At 39.3% G+C, this 21654-nt stretch carries 21 protein-coding genes; 6 read left to right on the plus strand and 15 right to left on the minus strand.

Annotated elements, in window-relative coordinates:
- Nucleotides 1–646: 646 nt before the first annotated feature.
- From MUN87_RS00405 to MUN87_RS00415, 3 genes are read left to right on the plus strand one after another with little or no spacing between them, the layout of a single operon-like run.
- Complete coding sequence (locus MUN87_RS00405) at nt 647–889, plus strand: transcriptional regulator SplA domain-containing protein (protein WP_244744394.1); 243 nt, start codon at nt 647–649, stop codon at nt 887–889.
- Nucleotides 889–1917: a spore photoproduct lyase gene (gene splB, locus MUN87_RS00410; RefSeq protein ID WP_244744411.1), complete on the plus strand. Its 1029-nt coding sequence runs from the start codon at nt 889–891 to the stop codon at nt 1915–1917. Before MUN87_RS00405 ends, splB begins: the two co-directional genes overlap by 1 nt.
- A 28-nt stretch (nt 1918–1945) precedes the next feature.
- Nucleotides 1946–2548, plus strand: a complete 603-nt coding sequence (locus tag MUN87_RS00415; RefSeq protein ID WP_244744413.1) for a DUF421 domain-containing protein — start codon at nt 1946–1948, stop codon at nt 2546–2548.
- Nucleotides 2549–2592: 44 nt separating this feature from the next.
- Here the strand turns inward: MUN87_RS00415 and MUN87_RS00420 are convergent, their stop codons facing one another.
- From MUN87_RS00420 to ilvB, 8 genes are all read right to left on the minus strand, one after another.
- Nucleotides 2593–3282, minus strand: coding sequence for a TraR/DksA C4-type zinc finger protein (locus MUN87_RS00420; RefSeq protein ID WP_244748059.1), 690 nt, complete (start codon nt 3280–3282; stop codon nt 2593–2595).
- Between the two features lie 948 nt (nt 3283–4230).
- Nucleotides 4231–4815, minus strand: coding sequence for a 3-isopropylmalate dehydratase small subunit (gene leuD / locus MUN87_RS00425; RefSeq protein WP_244744415.1), 585 nt, complete (start codon nt 4813–4815; stop codon nt 4231–4233).
- A gap of 25 nt (nt 4816–4840) precedes the next feature.
- Nucleotides 4841–6259, minus strand: coding sequence for a 3-isopropylmalate dehydratase large subunit (leuC, locus tag MUN87_RS00430; RefSeq protein ID WP_244744418.1), 1419 nt, complete (start codon nt 6257–6259; stop codon nt 4841–4843).
- Nucleotides 6260–6342: 83 nt separating this feature from the next.
- Entirely contained in the window at nt 6343–7413 is a 1071-nt protein-coding gene (gene leuB / locus MUN87_RS00435; RefSeq protein WP_244744420.1) for a 3-isopropylmalate dehydrogenase, read from the minus strand.
- A gap of 17 nt (nt 7414–7430) precedes the next feature.
- Nucleotides 7431–8960: a 2-isopropylmalate synthase gene (locus tag MUN87_RS00440; protein ID WP_244744422.1), complete on the minus strand. Its 1530-nt coding sequence runs from the start codon at nt 8958–8960 to the stop codon at nt 7431–7433.
- Nucleotides 8947–9978, minus strand: a complete 1032-nt coding sequence (gene ilvC / locus MUN87_RS00445) for a ketol-acid reductoisomerase (RefSeq protein WP_244744431.1) — start codon at nt 9976–9978, stop codon at nt 8947–8949. The genes MUN87_RS00440 and ilvC overlap by 14 nt, the downstream gene beginning before the upstream one ends.
- 53 nt (nt 9979–10031) lie before the next feature.
- Nucleotides 10032–10556 carry an acetolactate synthase small subunit gene (gene ilvN, locus MUN87_RS00450; protein ID WP_244744439.1) on the minus strand — a complete coding sequence of 175 codons (525 nt, stop codon included), beginning with the start codon at nt 10554–10556 and terminating at the stop codon, nt 10032–10034.
- Entirely contained in the window at nt 10553–12289 is a 1737-nt protein-coding gene (ilvB, locus tag MUN87_RS00455) for a biosynthetic-type acetolactate synthase large subunit (protein ID WP_244744449.1), read from the minus strand. The genes ilvN and ilvB overlap by 4 nt, the downstream gene beginning before the upstream one ends.
- Nucleotides 12290–12960: 671 nt before the next feature.
- Here ilvB and MUN87_RS00460 point away from each other — a divergent pair.
- Nucleotides 12961–13437: a DUF6884 domain-containing protein gene (locus tag MUN87_RS00460; RefSeq protein ID WP_244744451.1), complete on the plus strand. Its 477-nt coding sequence runs from the start codon at nt 12961–12963 to the stop codon at nt 13435–13437.
- Complete coding sequence (locus MUN87_RS00465; RefSeq protein WP_244744453.1) at nt 13438–14403, plus strand: quinone oxidoreductase family protein; 966 nt, start codon at nt 13438–13440, stop codon at nt 14401–14403.
- 325 nt (nt 14404–14728) lie between these two features.
- On the opposite strand, the gene spoVAE is transcribed toward MUN87_RS00465, so the two are convergent.
- The 4 genes from spoVAE to MUN87_RS00485 are packed head-to-tail and all read right to left on the minus strand — an operon-like array spanning nt 14729 to nt 17022.
- The gene (gene spoVAE, locus MUN87_RS00470) at nt 14729–15079 is read right to left on the minus strand and encodes a stage V sporulation protein AE (protein WP_244744461.1); all 351 of its coding nucleotides are present in this window, start codon (nt 15077–15079) and stop codon (nt 14729–14731) included.
- An 18-nt stretch (nt 15080–15097) separates the two neighbouring features.
- Nucleotides 15098–16102, minus strand: coding sequence for a stage V sporulation protein AD (gene spoVAD / locus MUN87_RS00475; RefSeq protein ID WP_244744483.1), 1005 nt, complete (start codon nt 16100–16102; stop codon nt 15098–15100).
- A 15-nt stretch (nt 16103–16117) separates the two neighbouring features.
- The gene (gene spoVAC / locus MUN87_RS00480; protein ID WP_244744490.1) at nt 16118–16555 is read right to left on the minus strand and encodes a stage V sporulation protein AC; all 438 of its coding nucleotides are present in this window, start codon (nt 16553–16555) and stop codon (nt 16118–16120) included.
- A gap of 14 nt (nt 16556–16569) precedes the next feature.
- Nucleotides 16570–17022, minus strand: coding sequence for a hypothetical protein (locus MUN87_RS00485; protein WP_244744498.1), 453 nt, complete (start codon nt 17020–17022; stop codon nt 16570–16572).
- A 152-nt stretch (nt 17023–17174) separates the two neighbouring features.
- On the opposite strand from MUN87_RS00485, the gene MUN87_RS00490 reads away from it, so the two are divergent.
- Nucleotides 17175–17624, plus strand: coding sequence for a hypothetical protein (locus MUN87_RS00490; protein WP_244744500.1), 450 nt, complete (start codon nt 17175–17177; stop codon nt 17622–17624).
- Between the two features lie 744 nt (nt 17625–18368).
- Here MUN87_RS00490 and MUN87_RS00495 read toward each other — a convergent pair.
- The 3 genes from MUN87_RS00495 to MUN87_RS00505 are packed head-to-tail and all read right to left on the minus strand — an operon-like array spanning nt 18369 to nt 21370.
- Nucleotides 18369–19046 (minus strand): hypothetical protein, encoded by a 678-nt coding sequence (locus tag MUN87_RS00495; protein ID WP_244744502.1) that lies wholly within the window; start codon nt 19044–19046, stop codon nt 18369–18371.
- Between the two features lie 14 nt (nt 19047–19060).
- A complete protein-coding gene (locus tag MUN87_RS00500) occupies nt 19061–20194 on the minus strand; it encodes a S1C family serine protease (RefSeq protein WP_244744504.1) in 1134 nt (377 codons plus the stop codon).
- Nucleotides 20195–20212: 18 nt separating this feature from the next.
- On the minus strand, nt 20213–21370 hold the full coding sequence (locus MUN87_RS00505; protein ID WP_244744506.1) for a zinc-ribbon domain-containing protein: 1158 nt from the start codon (nt 21368–21370) through the stop codon (nt 20213–20215).
- Nucleotides 21371–21654 lie beyond the last annotated feature (284 nt).

Here is a 21654-nt window from a genome sequence, read left to right on the forward strand (position 1 = left end):
TGCAGACGTTGTGGATCTCCAGCACCTGCTTGTCCCGCGGGAGTCTATGTGGTTGGCCTCCGCTGATGTATAGCTCCACAATTTATGCGACAGCTAGGATATGAAGCATTGTCTGCAAGATTTACACCTTAATTGATGAAATACATTGCCTAGCACGACTGCTTTTTGCTGTTACATAAGTTGTAGGACTTCCCTCAAGCATAGGAAATAGGCGGAGACTCCCGTGGAATCAGCGCGAGCTGAAGATCCATTTCATTTGTGCCTGTGTCTGCAAGTATCGCTTCGAAGTGAGCTTCCTCGGCACAAGGCAGCAAAGAAGCTGTTCAAGTAGTATCCTAACTGAATCCGTGCCCACAGGACGCGGAGCCTATTTCCGGAGCTTTGCTATGCACATAATAACTATCAAAATAGCCACAAAGTGAAACAGCTCCAGTTAACATAATCCATTTTATAAGTAGTTGTATATTATTTTGTTAGTTAGGACCAGGTAAAATTCCCTGTTTTTTCTAAAATAAGAACAATGAAGCTCAAGAAGCAATTCTACTCAAGCTGAAGCTTGATTCTTAGTTTGTCTTGTGGGGAACAGGTTCGGATACATAATTTCAGCCATCCTATTCCATCCTATCAGATAGAAAGGATGTGACGTATGCATTATCAAGCAGGCGACATAGTATATGTGTTTTATCGAAACCCACATACGCAAAATGTAGCGAATGTACAAGAAGCGGCTGTAGTTAAAAATCCAGAAGATCCGAATGGTGGTCTCGCAGTATTTCTTTACGAAACGTATTATCCTATAAGTGATGAAATGGCAGTATTTCAGAGTGCAGAGGAAGCAGAAAATGCCTATCAGTATTATTTTGGTGATGTTTCTGGAGGCGAAATCTGATGGTAAGACCTTTTCGACCCCAACTTGTATACTTTGAACCGAAAGCTTTGGACTATCCTTTAGGTGCTGAACTTAAAGAAAAATTCGAGAAAGAAGATGTAGAAATTAGGTATACAACATCACATAACCAAGTTCGAAATCTGCCGGGTGATAACGATTTTCAAAAATACCGTGTTGCAAAATCCACCTTAGTTGTGGGAATTCGTAAAACATTAAAATTTGATACACCAAAGCCTTCAGCAGAATACGCTATTCCCTTAGCGACTGGCTGTATGGGACATTGCCATTATTGTTATTTACAAACGACAATGGGAAGTAAACCATATATTCGTACGTATGTAAATGTCGAGGAGATATTAGAAGCTGCTACAACATATATGGAAGAACGTGCACCAGAAGAAACAAGATTTGAAGCATCGTGTACGTCTGATGTAGTAGGCATTGATCATTTAACCCATTCCTTAAAACGAACGATTGAATTTTTTGGAAAATCAGAACTTGGCAAACTACGATTTGTCACCAAATTTCATCATGTTGACCATTTATTAGATGCCGAACACAATGGGAAAACGAGGTTTCGTTTTAGTATTAATGCAGATTATGTAATTAAATACTTTGAACCAGGCACTTCTCCGCTGACTAAGCGAATAGAAGCGGCGGGGAAAGTGGCTCGGGCAGGCTATCCATTAGGTTTTATTGTAGCACCTATTTATTTACATGAGGGATGGAAAGAAGGCTATTATCACATGTTTGAACGTCTCGATAAAGAGTTACCTGAAGATGCAAAGAATGATATTACCTTCGAATTTATTCAGCATCGATTTACGAAATCTGCGAAACGAGTAATTCAAAAAAATTATCCGATGACGAAGCTTGAGTTGGATGAGGAGAAAAGAAGGAATAAATGGGGAAAATACGGAATGGTGAAATATATTTATCAAAAGGATGAGGAAGAAGAAATCAAGGAACATCTTTTTGATTACATGAAACAATTCTTTCCGAATGCTAAGCTGGAATATTTTACGTAGATGCATAGCTGCAGAAAGGGTGTTTTAAGTGGAATTTGATTGGATTTGGAAGGCAGTATTAATAATTGCACTTGGCTCGCTGCTTTTACGACTAGCAGGGAGAAAGTCCATCTCTCAAATGACGCTGACACAGACAGTGTTAATGATTGCAATTGGTTCTTTACTTATCCAGCCGGTCTCCGGAAAAAATATTTGGATTACATTTGCTGTTAGTGCTGTCTTAATACTTACTTTAATTGTTATGGAATTTATACAATTAAAATCAGATGCATTTGAAACATTTATTACAGGCAAGTCAGCGATATTGATTGAGAATGGGCAACTAAATGAAAAAAACTTAAAACGATACAGGCTTACGGTGGATTTGTTAGAGATGATGCTTCGTCAGCAAAATATTAATAAAATAAGCGATGTAGAGTGGGCAACTATTGAACCGAATGGAAAATTAGGCTGCCTCCTAAAACCGGATGCACAACCTGTGACAAAGGCAGATATGAAGTTACTAATAGAAGAAGTCCAGAAGTTAGATCCATCCTTTAAGCAACAACCACCACAAAATAAAAAAGAAGATATTTTTAAGGAAGTTGCAGATAAGAAACATCAGACTGCAATTCCGAAAAAACTGCAGTAAATACAAAGTAGGACCATGCCGAATGGCAGGTCCTACTTCCTTGGTTAATCATACATAATGGAATTGACGTTATTTTCATCTAAATAGTCTTCATATTTTTCATGTGCCTCATTGACGCCAATATATTTTCCATCTAGACCAGCTAAGAGAAAGCCTTCAAGTTCTTCAACACTGCCAACCAGTTCCTCTGATTGATAATACATATGCGAGTAATCTTTTTCAGTATCATAAAAATCAGATACACCATCTGAAGAACCATATTGCTCAACATCTTGCCAGGCATCTTCGCCATCGTACATGGTGTAATCATTGTTTTCCAACTCTTGTTCATCGACATGAGAGTGGAGCAGATCTTCTTCTACCGGTCGATGATTATCAATATGCTGTTCTGCGTGTGTTTTGCAGCGTAGAGTCGTTGGCATTGCTGCTAAGCGTTCTTGATCAATTGCTCTGTGGCAAACTTCACACTGTCCATACGTTTTATTATTGATCGCTTGCAAAGCACGTTCGATATCTTCCAGTTCTTGCTTCTCATGTTCATTCAGTGCTATATCTTTTTCTCGCTCATATAATTCAGAGCCTGAATCGGCTGGATGGTTATCATAATTTGACAGCTCAGACGTTGATTCACGTTGAGACTGTTCCAGGTTAAAATGATCGGAAATGTGTTGCTGCAAAGATTGTTTCCTCTGGAATAATTCTTCCTGGCACAGCTGAAGTAGTTCATGATTCATCACTTCAAGCACCTCCTTACGAGCTTAGTATGTCCATAACTCGCCTGATCCACAGATGAGGATTCTGGTAACGGAAGTGAATAATGTGAAAGAGAGGAGAGAAACTACAATTAAGATAAAATATTTAAAGCCAAACAACTTATATTGACATCACAAAGGTGGTGCTACATGACGTAATCTCTATTATAAGAGCCCATGCTAATAAGAAAAAACCGTGCATAACCCGCCCGGTCCTAATTGATTAAATTATATCCAACTACCTATAATATGAATTATATTAACTGGAGCTGTTTCACTTTGTGGCTATTTTGATAGTTATTATGTGCATAGCAAAGCTCCGGAAATAGGCTCCGCGTCCTGTGAGCACAGCTTCAGCTAGGCTACTACTTGAAAATGCTTCTTTGCTGCCTTGTGGCGAGGAAGCTTACTTCGAAGCAATGCATGCAGACACAGGCACAAATGAACTGGATCTACAGCTCGCGCTGATTCCACGGGAGTCTCCGCCTATTTCCTACGCTTGAAGGAAGTGCTACAAATTATGTAACAGCAAAAAGCAGTCGTGCTAGGAATGTATCTCATCAATTATGGTGTGAATCTTGCAGATAGTGCTTCATATCCTAGCTGTCGAATAAATTGTGGAGCTATACATCAGCGGAGGCCAACCACGGAGACTCCCGCGGGATTGTGCAGGTGCTGGAGATCCACTTTGTGAAGCGTTCTTCTTCACAAAGTTAGCTCCAGCCGTGCCCCGCAGGACGCGAGTGGTTGGACGGAGCGGTATCATACCACACATATTTTTTCAAAATGACCACTAAGCTGCTAGTTTACATAATCCATATTATAGGAACTCATCTTCATGTTGAATATGATTACTGCTGTAACTGCACTTATATGCTTTTTTGACTGATAAAAAAAGCTAACTTCCTTATTAGAAAGTCAGCTTTTCGATTAGTCTCTTGCTGTTTCAAATTGATCGATTTTATCTGCGTGGGTTAGGGTGACGGCAATTTCGTCCCAGCCATTAAGCAGCATTTCGCGTTTGTAATCATCTAGATCGAACGATGCTTCAAAGCCTTGATTATCATATACTTTTTTGGATTCAAGATCCACTGTAAGATGATATTGTGCTGCTTCAGCATTATTGATAAGTGTGTGCACTTCATCTTCCGTTAATTTGACCGGAAGAATACCGTTTTTAGTACAATTGTTATAAAAAATATCAGCATAACTTGGTGCAATAATTACTCTAAATCCATAATCCTGCAAAGCCCAAGGTGCATGCTCACGGGAGGAGCCGCAGCCGAAATTCTCACCAGCGACTAAAATAGACGTTCCTTCATATTTTGACTGGTTTAAAGAGAAGTCGTCGCGTAAATCACCTTTTGAATCAAATCGCCAATTATAGAAAACGAACTGGCCAAACCCTTGACGAGAAATACGCTTCAAAAATTGTTTCGGAATAATTTGATCTGTATCCACATTTGCTCTGTTTAGAGGAAAGACAAGTCCTTCATGTTTACGAATTGGTTCCATCAATTGTTACCCCCTTTTTTATTTGTTAGCTTGGTGTTGGAACTTCTAAATGACGAACGTCAACAAAATGCCCTTTGATTGCCGCGGCAGCAGCCATTTCAGGACTAACAAGGTGAGTACGAGCACCTGTACCTTGACGGCCTTCAAAGTTACGGTTGGACGTAGATGCACAACGCTCACCTTCAGGTACGACGTCATCATTCATTGCCAGGCACATGCTGCAACCGGCATCACGCCATTCAAATCCTGCTTCTTTGAAAATGATGTCAATGCCTTCTTTTTCTGCTTGGGCTTTGACGCTGTGAGAACCTGGTACAACAATAGCACGTACGTTAGGATTTACTTGTTGACCTTTCACAATTTCAGACGCTTTTTTTAAGTCTGCAAGGCGGGAGTTAGTACAAGAACCGATGAAAACATGTTCAACAGGTACAGATGAAATGGGCTCTCCACCAGTTAATCCCATATATTCTAGAGCACGTTTGATTTCTTCTTTGTCATTGGCATTTTTTCCTTCATCAACGGTTGGTACGTTGGCGCTGACAGGGATACACATACCAGGATTCGTACCCCAAGTTACTTGAGGCTCGATTTCATTTGCATCGATCTCTACTTGTTCATCGTAAACAGCACCATCATCACTAGCTAATGCTTTCCACTCTTCTGCAAGCTGATCAAAGGCTTCTCCTTGCGGTACATGACGTTTGCCGCGAAGAAATTCAACAGTTGTATCATCCGGACTAATTAATCCGGCACGAGCGCCAGCTTCAATCGACATATTACAAATGGTCATACGGCCTTCCATGGAAAGGTCACGGATTGCTTCCCCAGTATATTCCAGTACATATCCAGTACCAAACTTTACACCAAACTTGCCGATGATTGCCAGAATTAAATCCTTTGCAGTAACACCTGTACCCAACTTGCCGTTAACTTTCACATTCAACGTTTTTGGCTTTTGCTGCCAAATGGATTGAGTAGCTAGCACATGTTCCACTTCACTAGTACCGATACCAAAGGCAAGAGCTCCGAAAGCTCCGTGTGTAGATGTGTGACTGTCACCACAAACAATCGTTTTTCCAGGTTGTGTTAATCCTAACTCCGGACCGATAACGTGTACGATACCTTGATCCGGATGATGGATATCTGCTAAAGGTACACCGAACTCATCACAGTTGGCTTTTAATGTTTCCATTTGTGTTTTGGAAACTTCATCCTTGATGACATTACGATGAATAGTAGGTACGTTGTGATCCATAGTGGCAAATGTACGATCAGGTCGGCGTACTTTTCGGTTGTTCATTCTTAATCCTTCAAAAGCTTGAGGAGAGGTAACCTCATGAACCAAATGTAAGTCAATATATAAAAGATCCGGTTTACCTGCTTCATGATGAACGATGTGTTTTTCCCAAATCTTTTCGATAATTGTTTTTGGCTTTCTCATCTTTTTTCACTCCTTACATGCATAATGTGGTGCTAAAAGAGGGAAGAAGTATAAAAAATACTACTTCTTCACAAGTTTTAGCATTATTGGTTAATTGCCTTCACAATTAAATCTGTCATTTCAGACGTATTTACTAGAGTGCCATGCTCATTTTTTAAATCTGCCGTGTGATAGTTCTGATTAAGAACTGATTCAACAGCAACTTCAATCTCATTTGCTTCCTGGTTCATGTCGAAAGAATAACGAAGCATCATGGCTGAAGATAAAATCATGGCAACTGGATTGGCGATACCTTGACCAGCGATATCTGGTGCAGATCCGTGGGCGGGTTCATATAAACCAACACCATCCTCTGCAAGGCTGGCAGAAGGTAACATTCCCAGTGACCCTGTTAGCACGGAAGCTTCATCACTTAAGATATCACCAAACATATTTTCCGTTACGATTACATCGAATTGTGTCGGATTAGTGATCAGCTTCATTGCAGCAGCATCAACTAACACATGTTCAACTGTAATATCAGGGTATTCCGATTTCTTTTCTTCTACAATTTCACGCCATAATTTACTAGATTCCAACACGTTTGCTTTATCAACTGATGTTAGGTGTTTGTTACGTAATGCAGCACTTTGAAATGCTTTGTCAATAATTCGTTCCATCTCTCTTTTTGTATACGACAGTGTATCGACTACTGCATTGCCATTATCGATTCGTTCACTAGGCTGACCAAAATATAAACCACCTGTCAGTTCTCTGACAATCAGCAAATCACTTCCTTGTATAATTTCTTCTTTCAGTGGAGAAGCGTGTAACAATTTGGGGAAGCCTTTGACAGGACGAAGGTTGGCGTATAAATCAAGTGCTTTGCGAATGCCTAATAAGCCTCTTTCCGGTCGTAAATCAGATGGGTTATTATCCCATTTAGGACCGCCGACTGCACCTAACAAAACGGCATCTGCCTGTTTACAAGCTTCGACTGTTTCATCGGGTAGGGGAGTACCATGCTGATCAATGGCAACTCCTCCTATATCATAAGATGAAAATTGAAATGTTCTGTTATATTTTTTACTTATTGCTTCCAGTACATCTTTGGCAGCGTAAATGACTTCTGCTCCAATACCGTCACCAGGAAGCAAGACAATGTTATGACTCAATGGACTAACCTCCTGCATCAGACTAAATTGCTTTTTTGTTGATAAATAGCACGATTGACTCCGTTTATATAAGCTTGCACGGCAGCTTCCAGAACATCTTGAGCAGAGCCGCGACCACTGACTGTACGGCCATCAACGGTCAAACTGACATGAACCTCGGCAAGCGCATCGCGACCTTGACCAATAGAATTCAATTGAAAGTCGGTAAGATGCGTATCTTCTGTTACAATCTGGTCTAACGTGTTATACAGAGCTTCCACACTACCAGAACCTGTACTGGTATTTTCAATGGTTTCACCATCTGGAGTGGAAAGAGAAATAGAGGCGCTTGGCTGATCATTCGAACCATATTGTACTTGAAAATGACGTAATTGATAACGTCTCACATTCGAAGTATCTGTTTGGATATCGGTAAGAATAGCGAACAGATCATCATCCGTTACTTCTTTTTTTCGATCTGTCAATAGCTTAAATGCTTTGAACGCTTCTTTTAATTTCTCTTCAGGCAGGTCATATCCTAATTGTTTAATTTTATCTGTAAAAGCGTGGCGTCCAGAGTGTTTACCTAACACTAAATTATTAGAATGGACACCGACTAATTCTGGTGTAATGATCTCGTACGTTTCTGCGTTTTTTAGTACGCCGTCCTGGTGAATACCTGATTCATGGGCAAAGGCGTTACGGCCGACCACGGCTTTATTACCGGGCACCGTCATTCCAGTAAATTTGCTCACCATGTCACTGGTTCGTTTCGTTTCATTTAGTACAATTTGGGTATGATAAGGATAATAATCATTGCGGATTTTTAAGGCAACGGCAAATTCTTCTAGCGATGCGTTTCCAGCACGTTCGCCAATACCATTTATGGTTCCTTCCACTTGAGTGGCTCCGTTCTCCACTGCAGCAAAAGAGTTGGCTAACGCCATTCCTAAGTCATCATGACAGTGACAGGACAGATCGACTTTATCAATATTCGGAACATTTTCTTTGATATATTTAAACATAGCGCCGTATTCACGTGGCATGGTATAACCTACTGTATCAGGCAAGTTAATGACGGTTGCACCAGCATCAATTACTTTCTCGATAATCTTTGCCAGAAAGTCAAGGTCAGAGCGGGAAGCATCCTCAGCGGACCATTCGACATGGTCAAAAAATTGTTTACCGTATGTGACCATTTCAACCGCGGTTTCGATGACTTCATCTGGTGTTTTCTTTAATTTATATTCCATGTGAATAGGGGAGGTGGCAATAAAAACATGCAATCTAGGGTGAACAGCATTTTTTAAAGCGTCCCTGCATGCGTCAATATCTGACTTAACTGCACGTGCTAAGCCTGCTACGGATACATTCTTCACCGTGTCGGCAATTTTCTTTACCGCATCGAAATCTCCTTTGGAGGAAGCAGGAAATCCTGCTTCCATTATATCTACTCCAAAGCGTTCTAATTGTTTCGCAAGCTCTAATTTTTCTAGTTGATTCAAATTGACACCTGGTGATTGTTCACCATCACGCAAAGTGGTGTCAAAAATCTTAATTTGTGTCATTAGAGACCACTTCCTTTTTATTAATTGCCTTTTGCTTAACAAATGGCATTAATTCACGCAGTTCTCTACCTACCTTCTCAATTTGATGTTGGCTTTCAGCTGTTTTGATCGCAGAATAACGTGGACGATTTGCCTGATTTTCCAAGATCCATCCTTGTGCAAATTTACCTGTTTGGATATCAGAAAGAACATCTTTCATACGTGCTTTCGTATCTTCGTCTACAATTCTTGGACCAGACATGAAATCTCCCCACTCTGCTGTATCGGAAATGGAGTGACGCATGTTTTCAAGTCCACCTTCATAAAGAAGATCTACAATAAGTTTTAATTCGTGTAAACATTCGAAGTAGGCAACTTCTGGTTGATATCCTGCTTCTACTAATGTTTCAAAACCAGCTTTTACAAGTGCGGAAGTACCACCGCAAAGTACAGCTTGCTCACCGAATAGATCTGTTTCCGTTTCTTCCTGGAATGTCGTTTGAAGAATTCCTGCGCGACCTGCGCCAATTCCTTTAGCATAAGCAAGTGCAACGTCAGTCGCTTGACCAGTTGCATCCTGGAAGATACCGTAAAGTGCAGGTACACCAGCACCTTCTTCATATGTTCTGCGTACTAAGTGTCCAGGCCCTTTTGGTGCTACCAAGAATACATCTACATCGGCAGGAGGTACGATTTGATTAAAGTGAATGTTAAAACCGTGTGCGAATACAAGCGCATTTCCTGCTTCTAAATTTGGCTCAATCGCATCTTTATATATAGATGGCTGATATTCATCCGGAAGAAGAATCATGATAACGTCTGCTTCTTGTGATGCTTCAGCAACTGATTTAACATCAACGCCATCTTCAACTGCTTTATCCCATGAACGACCTTGACGAAGCCCAACTACTACATCAAAACCACTTTCCTTTAAGTTTAGTGCGTGGGCATGGCCTTGAGAACCGTAACCGATAATTGCAATTTTCTTAGATTGTAAAACCTCTTCATTAATATTGTTGTTATAAAGTACTTTTGTCATCTTTACTACATCCTCTCAAAATTTGTTTTTTCTATATAATAATTTAATTATTATTAGCCTAGTAATGAAGAATAACTGCTGCCATCTTGTATGCTGGGCTGTTGGCCTCTGGCGAATGCTGTGACACCAGTTCTTGCTAATTCTTTGATGCCATATGGACGCAACAGTTCGATCAATGCTTCAATTTTTTCCGGCTTTCCGGTAACTTGAATCGATAAGCTGTCTTTACTCACATCGATTATAGAAGCACGGAATGGTTCAATAATCCCCTGTACTTCTGCACGAAGCTGACTGTTGCTGACTATTTTTATCAGTGCCAGTTCTCTGGCGACAATGGCTTTATCGGTAATATCAGATACTTTAATGACATCAATCTGTTTGTTCAGCTGTTTTGTTACTTGTTCTAATTTTTGAAAATCTTCTACATCCACCACAAAAGTCATTTTGCTCATGCCTTCTGTTTCGGTTCTGCCAACGGAGATGCTTTCGATATTAAACTGGCGACGTTGAAGTAAACTGGTTACCCGATTGAGCACACCGCTGCGGTTTCTGACAGTGGCTGTTATGATTCGTTTCATGGTTTCACCCCGATCATTTCATTTAATCCTGTACCAGGTGCAATCATTGGGAATACATTCTCCTGTTGTAATACGCGTGCATCTACAACGACAGGCCCTTCATAATCAAATATTTCTGGGATAGCCTTGATAAATTCTTCTTGTGTTTTCACCTGTAATCCTTTCACGTTGTATGATTCAGCGAGTTTAACAAAATCAGGCTGAATGCTGAAAATGGACTGTGAATATCTTTCGGAGTAGAATTTCTCTTGCCATTGTCTAACCATTCCTAATGCTTGATTATTGACAATGATGACTTTTACAGGTAATCCCTTTTCTTGTAAGATGGACAATTCCTGTAATGTCATTTGGAAACCACCGTCTCCAACAATTGCTACGACCGTTTCATCAGGTTTTGCAAGTTGTGCACCAATCGCGGCAGGGAAGCCAAAGCCCATTGTCCCTAATCCACCTGATGATACCCATTTGTCCGGTTTGTTGAACGTATAGAATTGAGCTGTCCACATTTGGTGCTGTCCAACGTCAGTTGTCACGATTGCATTACCATCGGTTGCTTCATGTACTTGCTTGATAACCCATTGACCAATCATATCCTGGTCTGGTTTATTGAACCATAATGGGAAATTTTCTTTGTTCTCATGAATGCGTACTAGCCAGTCATCATGTTCCGGCTGGGTGATTTCATGAGTCAATAACCTGATTAATGCTGCTTTTGCATCGCCAACAATCGGTATATCAGCAGGTACATTTTTGCCAATTTCTGCAGGGTCGATATCAATGTGCGCGACCGTAGCATTTGGTGCGAAGGAAGATAATTTTCCAGTTAACCGATCATCAAATCGCGCTCCAATATTGATTAACAAATCACATTCATACAACGCGGTGTTTGCAGTGTATGTTCCGTGCATTCCGGCCATTCCCATGAATAATGGGTGATTACCAGGGAAAGCACCTAATCCTAATAGGGTAGAAGTGACTGGAATAGAATACTTTTCAGCAAATTCCAACACTTCCTCTGATGCTTTCGCGAACAAAATGCCAGCACCTGTTAATAGGACAGGTTTTTTTGCGTTACTGATGGCATCAGCCAATTTCTTCGTTTGAAGTGGATTCGGTTTTGTATTCGGCTGATAACCAGGTAAATCTAATTCGATGTTTGGAGAGAAACTTTCTTCGATAATCTCTCCAGAAATATCTTTCGGCATATCAATCAGTACTGGTCCTGGTCGGCCTGTTGTTGCAATATGGAATGCCTCTCGGATAATCCGAGGTAATTGTTTAACATCTCGTACTTGGTAGTTGTGTTTTGTAATTGGGGTTGTAACACCCATTACATCAACTTCTTGAAAAGCATCCGTTCCGATGACACCCTGAGCAACTTGACCAGTAATGATGATCATTGGCAGTGAATCAATCATCGCATCAGCAATCCCGGTAACTAAATTCGTTGCACCTGGTCCTGACGTTGCTACGACAACTCCTGGTTTACCTGAGACTCTGGCATAGCCTTCCGCTGCATGTATAGAACCTTGTTCATGTCGTGCAAGAATTTGATCAAAGGCATTTTGTGCTTTATACAAAGCATCAAAGATAGGTAATGCAGCTCCGCCAGGATAGCCGAATAATGTTTCAACACCTTCGTTGATCAACGATTCGACTAGTAGATCAGCACCTGTTCTGGGTTCTTTTCTTTCAGTGGCTGCCTGCGGGTCTTGCTTATGTGTTCTTTCCATTCCAATCCCTCCTAAATGTAAGATTTAATAAAAACCAACTCTTTTATATAGTGAGTCTTATTTTCTTTATAGATAGAAAAAAGGCCAATCCTTCCTTGCTTATGCTAGTTTAAATAGCAATAAACAAGGGAGAAAAGGCCTTTCTTTTCACGGTACCACCCTGATTCACAACATTCTCGCGAATATTGTCTTATGAAGCTGACAAAAAGCAGCTTCCATTTGATAACAGGTGTAGTGTACACCTGGTTGTGCTTACTAAGAAATACTTTTCGACACAACACTCTGGGATGAGTAATCGGAAAAGGGGGTATTACCAAGTTCCCACCAGCCTTGGCTCTCTTTGAATACCGGTTCCAAATCCTTTGTTCCCGTCAACGTTTTTCTATTTATCTTGTTATATTTTATACTATACGATTGATACTATTCTGTCCACAGATTTTTTAAAAATAAGTAATTTTCTAAAATATCTGATTGACGACAATCATACAACCAAAATCCGATTTGGTCAACCGTTTTTTGCAAACTTTCTGATATTTCAAACATTTATAATTTCGTAGGAAACGGTTACATTCTTGTGCTGATTCGGATTGCATCAAGGGGATAATTTTAAATTATTTTACACTGTCAGCTTCGATTTTGTATAATATGACAATGAGATAGGAGAGAAGGTCATGACGCAATTATTTATCATTCCCTGTGGCAAAAAGAAAATTTGGGACAAAGAACCTGAATCGGGAGCTGTAAAGGCAAAAAACGCATATATTGGGGTGCTTCATCAATTATGTCGTCAATATGTCGATCATTTTGATGGAGACTGGGTGATCATATCAGGAAAGCATGGCTTGCTACTGCCGAACGATACAGTTCCTGATAATTATGACCTCACATTTCGGAAAAATGATCCTCGTGTAGTGAGCGTTTCAACTTTACAACGTCAGTTTAAAGAGAAACACTTGCAATCGTATGACGATATAATTGCTTTGACTGGTAAAAAATATCAACCTTACCTGGAAGAAGTTTTTGTCAAAGCAGAACGTATACAATATCCTTTGCATGGTGCCAAAGGAATCGGACATATACAAAAGTGGTTAAAAAATAGTATTGCAACAAATTCACCCCTTCACGATAAAGGTATAGGAGATGAGTAAATGAAAGCATATGTCGTAAAAAACGCAGAACAACAATTATTGGAACATCCAGTAAGAGAACCTGAAGAAGGACAGGTTCTGGTACGTGTAATAACAGCAGGTTTAAATCATCGCGACTTAAAAATGAAAGAACGAATTGGTTCCCAGGAGCAAGCTTATCTGCTAGGTTCCGACGGGGCTGGTGTTGTAGAGGCGATAGGGGATAACGTATCACGATTTCAACTTGGAGATGAAGTGATTTTCAACCCGAGCTTAAACTGGTATAACAATGCTGATGCACCTCCTTCATCTTTCAAAATTCTGGATGGAACTTTTGCTGAATACCTGTTAATTTCAGAGGATTTTATTGAAGTGAAGCCGTCTCACATGAGCTGGGAAGAGGCAGGTGTTTTTGCATTATCCGCACTAACTGGATACCGGGCATTATTCACTCAAGGAAATTTGAAAAAAGGGGACACATTGTTTATTCCCGGCGCAGGAGGTGGAGTGACCACTTTTATTATTCAAATGGCCAAGGCTGCAGGTGCACGAGTCATTACTACGTCTAGGGATGAAGAAAAGTTAGAGAAGGCTCGTCAGTTAGGATATGATAAAGGACTGCTAACGAGCGAAGATTGGGGAAGTGCGCTTGAAGGTGAACAAATAGATCTGGTAATTGAGAGTATTGGTGGCGCGACATTCAACAGGTCCTTAGAAGTTCTGAAGAAAGGTGGTCGTCTGGTGACCTTTGGATCTTCGACGGACGATCAATTTACTTTTAATCTTCGCCAATTTTTCTATGGACAGTATAAAATGCTAGGTTCAACGATGGGGAGCAGGGAAGAATTTCGAGATTTACTTCATTTCTGCGAAGTCAATAAATTAAAGCCAATTCTGGACAGAGGATATTGCTTAGATGAAATCGACGAAGCTTTTTCTTATCTTGCATCACAGCAACAGCTAGGTAAAGTTTATATAACAATGTAAAAAAAGGTTCCGGTCAACTTATTGATCGGAACCTTTTTTTTAGTAATGAAAGGAAGTAATGGTACAGTTAAACAGTTTATATCAGCTGGTGTTTTTAATACATTTTACAGCGATGTTAATAGCGGCTGTAGTAAGAAGAATGCTTGTGCTTTAAAACAATACTCGAAAAAGGGATATCTTCAGTTGTAAGAAAGATTACGATGGAAGCAAATACCCGAAGCAGCTCCAACCTTAATCAGATTTTTGCACAAAACCAATCTCGTCCGTATCTCAATTCAAAAAATGGCTTGCAACAAAATGACATTCAATCATTGATCTCACTCTATTATCCTTTTGCCTTGAAGAAGATTGCGCCGATCATACCAAATATAATTGCAGAGGAGATACCGGCACTTGTAACTTCAAACATTCCTGTTACAACTCCAATGATCCCGTGTTTTTCCGCTTCAGCAAGGGCTCCATGCACGAGAGAGTTTCCAAAGCTTGTGATTGGAACGGTTGCACCTGCGCCGGCAAAATCTATTAGTGACTCATATAAGCCGAAGCCATCCAAAATAGCACCTGCTACTACTAGAATGCTTAATGTATGACCAGGTGTCAATTTAGCTACATCGAATAATAACTGACCAATTACACAAATCAGTCCTCCTACGAGAAATGCCCAAAGAAATACCATTTATCTTCACCTCGATCCTTAAACATTTTCAATTGAAACAGCATGAGCAATACAAGGTATTGTCTGCTTTTGCTGAACGGTTAATGGAGAAAGTAAGGCTCCGGTCGCTACTACGAGGATTTTGTTACATTCTCCTTGCATGAGTTTTTTAACAAAATGGCCGTAAGTTACTACTGCAGAACATGCAGGACCACTACCACCAGCGAAGACAGGCTGATTCGGTTTGTAAACCGTCAATCCGCAGTCAATAAACTTACTTTCCTGTATTTGATAATTATCCTTTGACAATAAGTCTAGACAAATATCTCGTCCATATTTGGCCAAATCACCTGTGATAATATAGTCGTAATAATCTGCAGTAATATTGCGATCCTTTAAGTGCTGGGTGATGGTATCATACGCTGCAGGTGCCATAGCTCCACCCATATTAAATGGATCCTTTAACTGCCGGTCAATGACTTTGCCGATCGTAGCTGACGTTACCTTTGGACCTGCACCATTTTTGGCTAAAATAGCTACGCCTGCACCTGTTACAGTCCATTGCGAGGAGTCAGGCTTTTGGCTGCCATATTCAGTCGGGTAACGAAATTGGCGCTCGACAGCAGAATTATGACTTGCTGCACCAGTAATCACATACTCAGCTTGCATTTGACTCATAATTAAAGCAGATAGAGCTAATCCCTCCATAGAAGTAGCACAGGCATTAAACAATCCAAGATAAGGAATCGCCAGGCCCCGAGCTGCAAAATTGGATGGAGTCAATTGATTGATAAGATCACCATGAAGAAAAAACTGAATATCACTTAGATCCAAATTTGCTTTCTCGACAGCATAATGACAAGCATCTTCGATCATATGCTGATGTGCCAGTTCAAATGATTTTTCGTCCATCCATTGATCAGAGTAAAAATAATCAAAGTCATTCGGAATATTACCTTGCTCTTCAAAAGGCCCTCCAACTACACCTGTTGAGATAATAGTGGGAGGTGTATCAAATAACCATGTTTGTTTACCAGTAATCATATCGCGCCACTCCAATTAAGAAAAAATTGTTTTAATTAATGCAATAATAAATGCAGAAAAAACACCGAATAAAATAACGGAACCAGCAAGCTTAAACATGTTTCCGCCGACACCCTGTACAAAGCCCTCTGTTCGATGTTCAATTGCAGCAGATATAACAGCATTGCCAAAGCCGGTAACAGGAACGGCTGTACCAGCACCAGCAAATTGAGCAAATCGGTCATATACGCCAAATCCTGTAAGCAGCATTGTTATAAAAATTAATGTTGCAACAGTGGGATTGCCGACAGTTTGTTCGGTGAAATTAAAAAAATACATGTAAAACGTTGATATTGCTTGACCGATCAAACAAATGAAGCCACCAACTAAAAAGGCTTTAATGCAATTTTTTAATACAGGACGTTTCGGTTCTTTACTTTTTTCATAATCTTTATATAAATGTGGTTCTTTCATTTTTCATTCCTCCGTTATGCACTGTCTTTAGCAAGTTTTTTTAATTTATCTAACCTTTTTTCTATTTCTTTCTTTGTTAACTGTTCATTTTCAATCTTTGTTAATTCGATATGGAATTTCTGATCAGAAGTAACAAAAACGTCTTTCAATCCGGTGAGCTCTTTTAATCTTTTCTTTAGTTTTTTTTCTATATTTTGCTCAATTGCCTGTTTGAAAGGTGTCGCTGTAAATGCTACAAACAGTTCATCGTTAATATGTATTGCTTTGTAGGATGCAACGTCATCAGTCTGATTATCCATAAAATCTTTGACCTTTGTGGAGATTGTATTATTTTGATTGGCATTTGGAGTGTTAGAGCTTATTTGTGTAATATCTGATTGGATATCTTCTTGAGCAGAAGGTTCCTGATTATTACAGGCAACAAGCATTGCAATGAATAAAATCATGATGTATAGTGCTTTCTTCATCTCTTTTTTTCTTCCTTCCGTATATGAAATCAAGCTTATACATATCTTGTAGAATTTTGAAAAAAATATGCATTTTTAAAATGAAATGAAACAAAATGGCATACCTAATCGTCTATATATAATAAGGGGAAAGAGTGGAGGAGGTCGGGAAAGTGGTGTGGAAACGATTTACAATCACTATTGTTGTAATCGCTTGTATTGCAGCCTTCATGCTGTTTATTACAGGCGTCTTTCAAAAATCTGTCCTTGCAGAAACCGTTAAACTGGAGGAACAATATAAGGATTTTATCGTACATATTAGAATTGAGCCGTTAGAGGAAGGATTTCAAGTGTTACGTTCGTTACAGTATACAGGTGAAGCGTCACTTGTAATTGAACACCGCTCTCCTTTGACTCAAGTGACGATTGATGCTGATAATCCGACATTTACAGGTAGCCCGGTCACCAAACAGCTGAACGCTGATTACCAATACTATCCGCAGCCAACCTTGCTGTTTGACACTTTGGAAAAAGGAAAGCATACCATTTATATTCATACCCAATTCTATATCGAAGGGGAGAGGGTAGATATTAAAACAAAAGAAACGTTAATATTTGAATAATTAAAAAGCGAGCGCCTGAGGACGCTCGCTTTAAGTTTATACGGTAGGAAAGTATAAAATTTTAGCAATGAAGAAGTTCGACGTAGTGAAAATTTAGTATGTACCAAGTATAAGAATACGGTCATAGCAGTAATTATATTGAACATGAAGTTGAGTTCCTATAATATGGATTATGTTAACTAAGCATTACTAGCTAAGCATCCATATTGAGATATTTAATGTGCTAGAATACCGCTCTGTCCAACCACTTCGCGTCCTGCGGGGCACGGCTGAAGCTAACTTTGTGAAGAAGAGCGCATCACAAAGTGGATCTTCAGCGCCTGCCTGTTCCGCGGGAGTCTCCGTGGTTGGCCTACGCTAGAATTGGGCTTCTACAATTTTTGGTAGAGCTAGCATATTGATTGTATGCATAAATAATAGTTATTGAAAAATGCCTAGAACCACTGCTTTTTGCTGTTCCATGCATTGTAGCACTTCCCTTAAGCGTAGGAAATATGCGGAGACTCCCGTGGAATCAGCGCGAGCTGAAGATCCACTTGGTAAAGAAAAGAATTTTCTTTACCAAGTTAGCTGAAGCCGTGCCCACAGGACGCGGAGCCTATTTCCGGAGCTTTGCTAAGCAGATAAACGATATCAAAATGACCATTTGGCAATACAGTCTTTGTTGACATAATCCATATTATAGGAAGTTGTTTATTAATTAAGTCAATGAGGACCGGGTGGGTTATGCCCGGTTTTTCTTAATTAATTATCTTCATATCCCACAGCACCATCACTAAGTAAAGATATCGTTTGCTGAAGCGTTTCTTGATTTTCAGGAGTATGGTAGAAGATATCAAACGTTTCTTCATCCAACCAGGCTGCCTCTGTAATTTCTTTGGTCTCTGTTAATTTCGGTTGGGGGTCGAGGACTTTCCAATCTTCTATATTAAATACAGTATATTGTTCTGTGTCAGATTGTTTAAATAGAAAGAGAAAGTGATTCTGTTCAGGTGAAGGAAGTATCTCTTCTATTAGTACCAGATCATCAAGTAAAAAAGATCGATTTGGTTCATTGCGATCAAGTAATAAATAGGAACATGTCGTATCATTACAATTAAAAGAGAGAAGGTAGAGCCCCTCTATTTCTAATTTTTGCAATGCCATATCAGCTACGTCTTGTTGCTGATATGGCATGACGGATAGGTATTCTTTTAGTATTGGAATATTTTCTGTATTTAACGTGACAGTCTCCTGTTCCAAAACAAATTCCAGTTCTCGATTCTCTTCTTCTGCTGGTGTATTTTCGATATTCGTTTCTTCCGTAAATGATTGTTCAGTATTCTCCATTTCTTTATCATTAGTGATCATTGTTTCATTCGTTTCATTGTGACTGCAAGATAGCAGGAATAATAGGAGAAGAATAGTAATGGTATATTTCAATAGAGCACCCCATCTCATTCATTTGCTTTATCAAGTTGTAAAATTTTAAGCTGATCATTCTCATAGCCAATGGTCATGTTATATACCATCGATTTTTCTGTTTCTTCATAATTATTATTGCGAACTGTGGTCTTAACGTTAATTTCCATTTCTGCTTGTTCATTTTCGATATTTTTAATGGATTTCTTTTCTACTTTTAGATCAATCATATTCTGAAATGATTGGCGAAATGCTGTATAGCTTGTTTGACCCTGATACTGACTGCCAAGCAGAGAATAGGCATTCACGTAATCTCGTAATGCGATATTATCAAAGAAGTAATCGGCGACGTAATTGACGTTCTCTTCAAGCTTTTCTTTATCTACTTGCTGATTAAGGGGTGAAAGATAGTTTAATTCGTCTTCTTTCACATTGCTGGTCCATTCGCTAACCTTCGCTGCTACTTGAGTAATCGGTATACTGAATCCGATGTCGGTATCAGATATTCCTGCTGAATTAATACCGATTACCTTACCAGTACTACGTAAAATGAGTGGTCCACCACTATTGCCATGAGTAATATTTGCGGAAATTTGGTAAACCTCATCATATTGGTAATCATTAATGGTAAAAGAACGATCTGTACCGACAATTAAACCTAATGATACACTATTTTGTATCCCCATCGGACTCCCTATTGCCATAATCTCATCGCCAATATCTATGGACTGATTCGTATCCAGTGGGATTGGTTCAAGATCGTTAATATCAGGTATTCGAATAACGGCAAAATCTTGCTCTTCACCAATCCCTACGATGGCGGCGGGATATTCACGAGTGTTCGATAATTTCACCACAATAGAATCAGCATCTTTTACTACATGTGCATTTGTAATAATATCTCCATTATTATTAATCAAAAAACCAGATCCTGTTTTCGTAGTGACGTCTATGGTGCTTTCAATCTGAACGACCGATTTTTGTGATTGATGTATGATATTCTTTAAGCTGGTGTCACTATCATTATTTTTAATACTGGCGGCCAGTGTATTGTTGACTTGTAATGGCTGATTATTCCAATTGATGACCAAATAGAAAGAGGTAATGATTGCTGCTAGCAAGATCAAAACAGTTAAAGTAATTGGAATATATTTTCTATATTTAAACATTATTAGCCCTCCGAATCGTTAGTTTAAATACCAAGTGATTTCTTCCACTTTTGGTGTGAGCTGATTAGCCTCTGATTCCATGTCGTAATGAGTGAATTCAAACTTTCCGACCTCATTTGGATATAAGGTTTCAGGGAACACATACACTTCATTATCGACGAGAGCATTTTCCTCTTCATCATTAACGGTATATTTAACTAAGATGGAATGAATCGGTACAGTTGCTACACTTTTTAACTCACCAGTGACTTTCCACGTATTGTTATCTTTTTGTAATTGAATATCTTTTAATTCGATGGCATGACTTTCATTTACTTCCTGTTCTTCTTCAAAAGCAGTTAATGCTTGTTCAATTCTTTCTTCTTGAGCAGATTCAAAAGCTGTTTTTTCTTTGTTGATGGTCGTCTTTAAACTTTCCAGCTGTTCTGAGCTTTCGATAACTTTCATCGTGTCATCTATTACAAGTAAAGCTTTTGAAAATTGCAGATCATCTAAGCGTGCGGTTGCCTTTTCATATGTCATCGAGACTAGCTTCTCGGTAATTTGACTTTTTACTTCAGCTGCCTGATCTTCTGAAATATCCTCAATTTCCCAGAGTAATGTTTTTAATTCATCCATAGAAGGATCATTATTTAGCTGATAAGTTGCCTGTGCGAGCATAGTCTGATTTTTCATCAGCAGATTCTGTTCCATTAATTGATCGACCAGGTCACCGTTAAATTGCTGAAGCGCTTCTTCTGATTGTTGCAGGCTATCAAAAGATTGCTGAAAGTCATGCTCGTCATTACTTGTTTTGACTTGCTTGAACGTATCCTCAGTTTGAATAGCAACTTTTAGGAAAGAGTCTACTTGTTCAGCTGCAGGAAAATACTCTTTATATTCCAGTGCATCATTTATAAGCGTAGAAGCTTGATTGTAATCACCAATCTGAGCCATTTCTTCTGCTTCATTAAAATAGGATAATGCTTTATTCGTCTGATAGCGTTGAAAGACATATACAGATCCCATGATTAAACAGGCTATTACTAATGATAGAACAGGTAAAAACCACCATTTCCTGGATGGTTTAACTGGTCTTTTTCTTTTTAGTATATCTTCAGGAAGTTTTTTGCCGCAGGATACACAGAATGTCTCTATTTCCTGGACTTGACTTCCACAATTTGGACAATATGACAAAAATAATTCCTCGCCTTCCAAAATCAAATAAATCGAACGCTTCTATTATAGCATGATCAAGCTGTTAACTTTAAGTTAACTAGAAGAAATTTTAGTAAATTTTTCTTTATTAAAATGAACAGGTGAGGTATACTAGAGAAAGTAGTATCTTGAAAATGAGGTGTGAATGATGGGAGAAACAGAATTGTTTGGTATCGTTTGCTTTGTGATCTTAATCGGATGTATAGGATATAGTATCTTTGATCGCGTTAAATAATGACCAGACTTGATGAACCTCAATAGCA

The sequence above is a fragment of the Gracilibacillus salinarum genome, from assembly GCF_022919575.1.
In the GTDB taxonomy this organism is placed as follows: domain Bacteria; phylum Bacillota; class Bacilli; order Bacillales; family Amphibacillaceae; genus Gracilibacillus; species Gracilibacillus salinarum.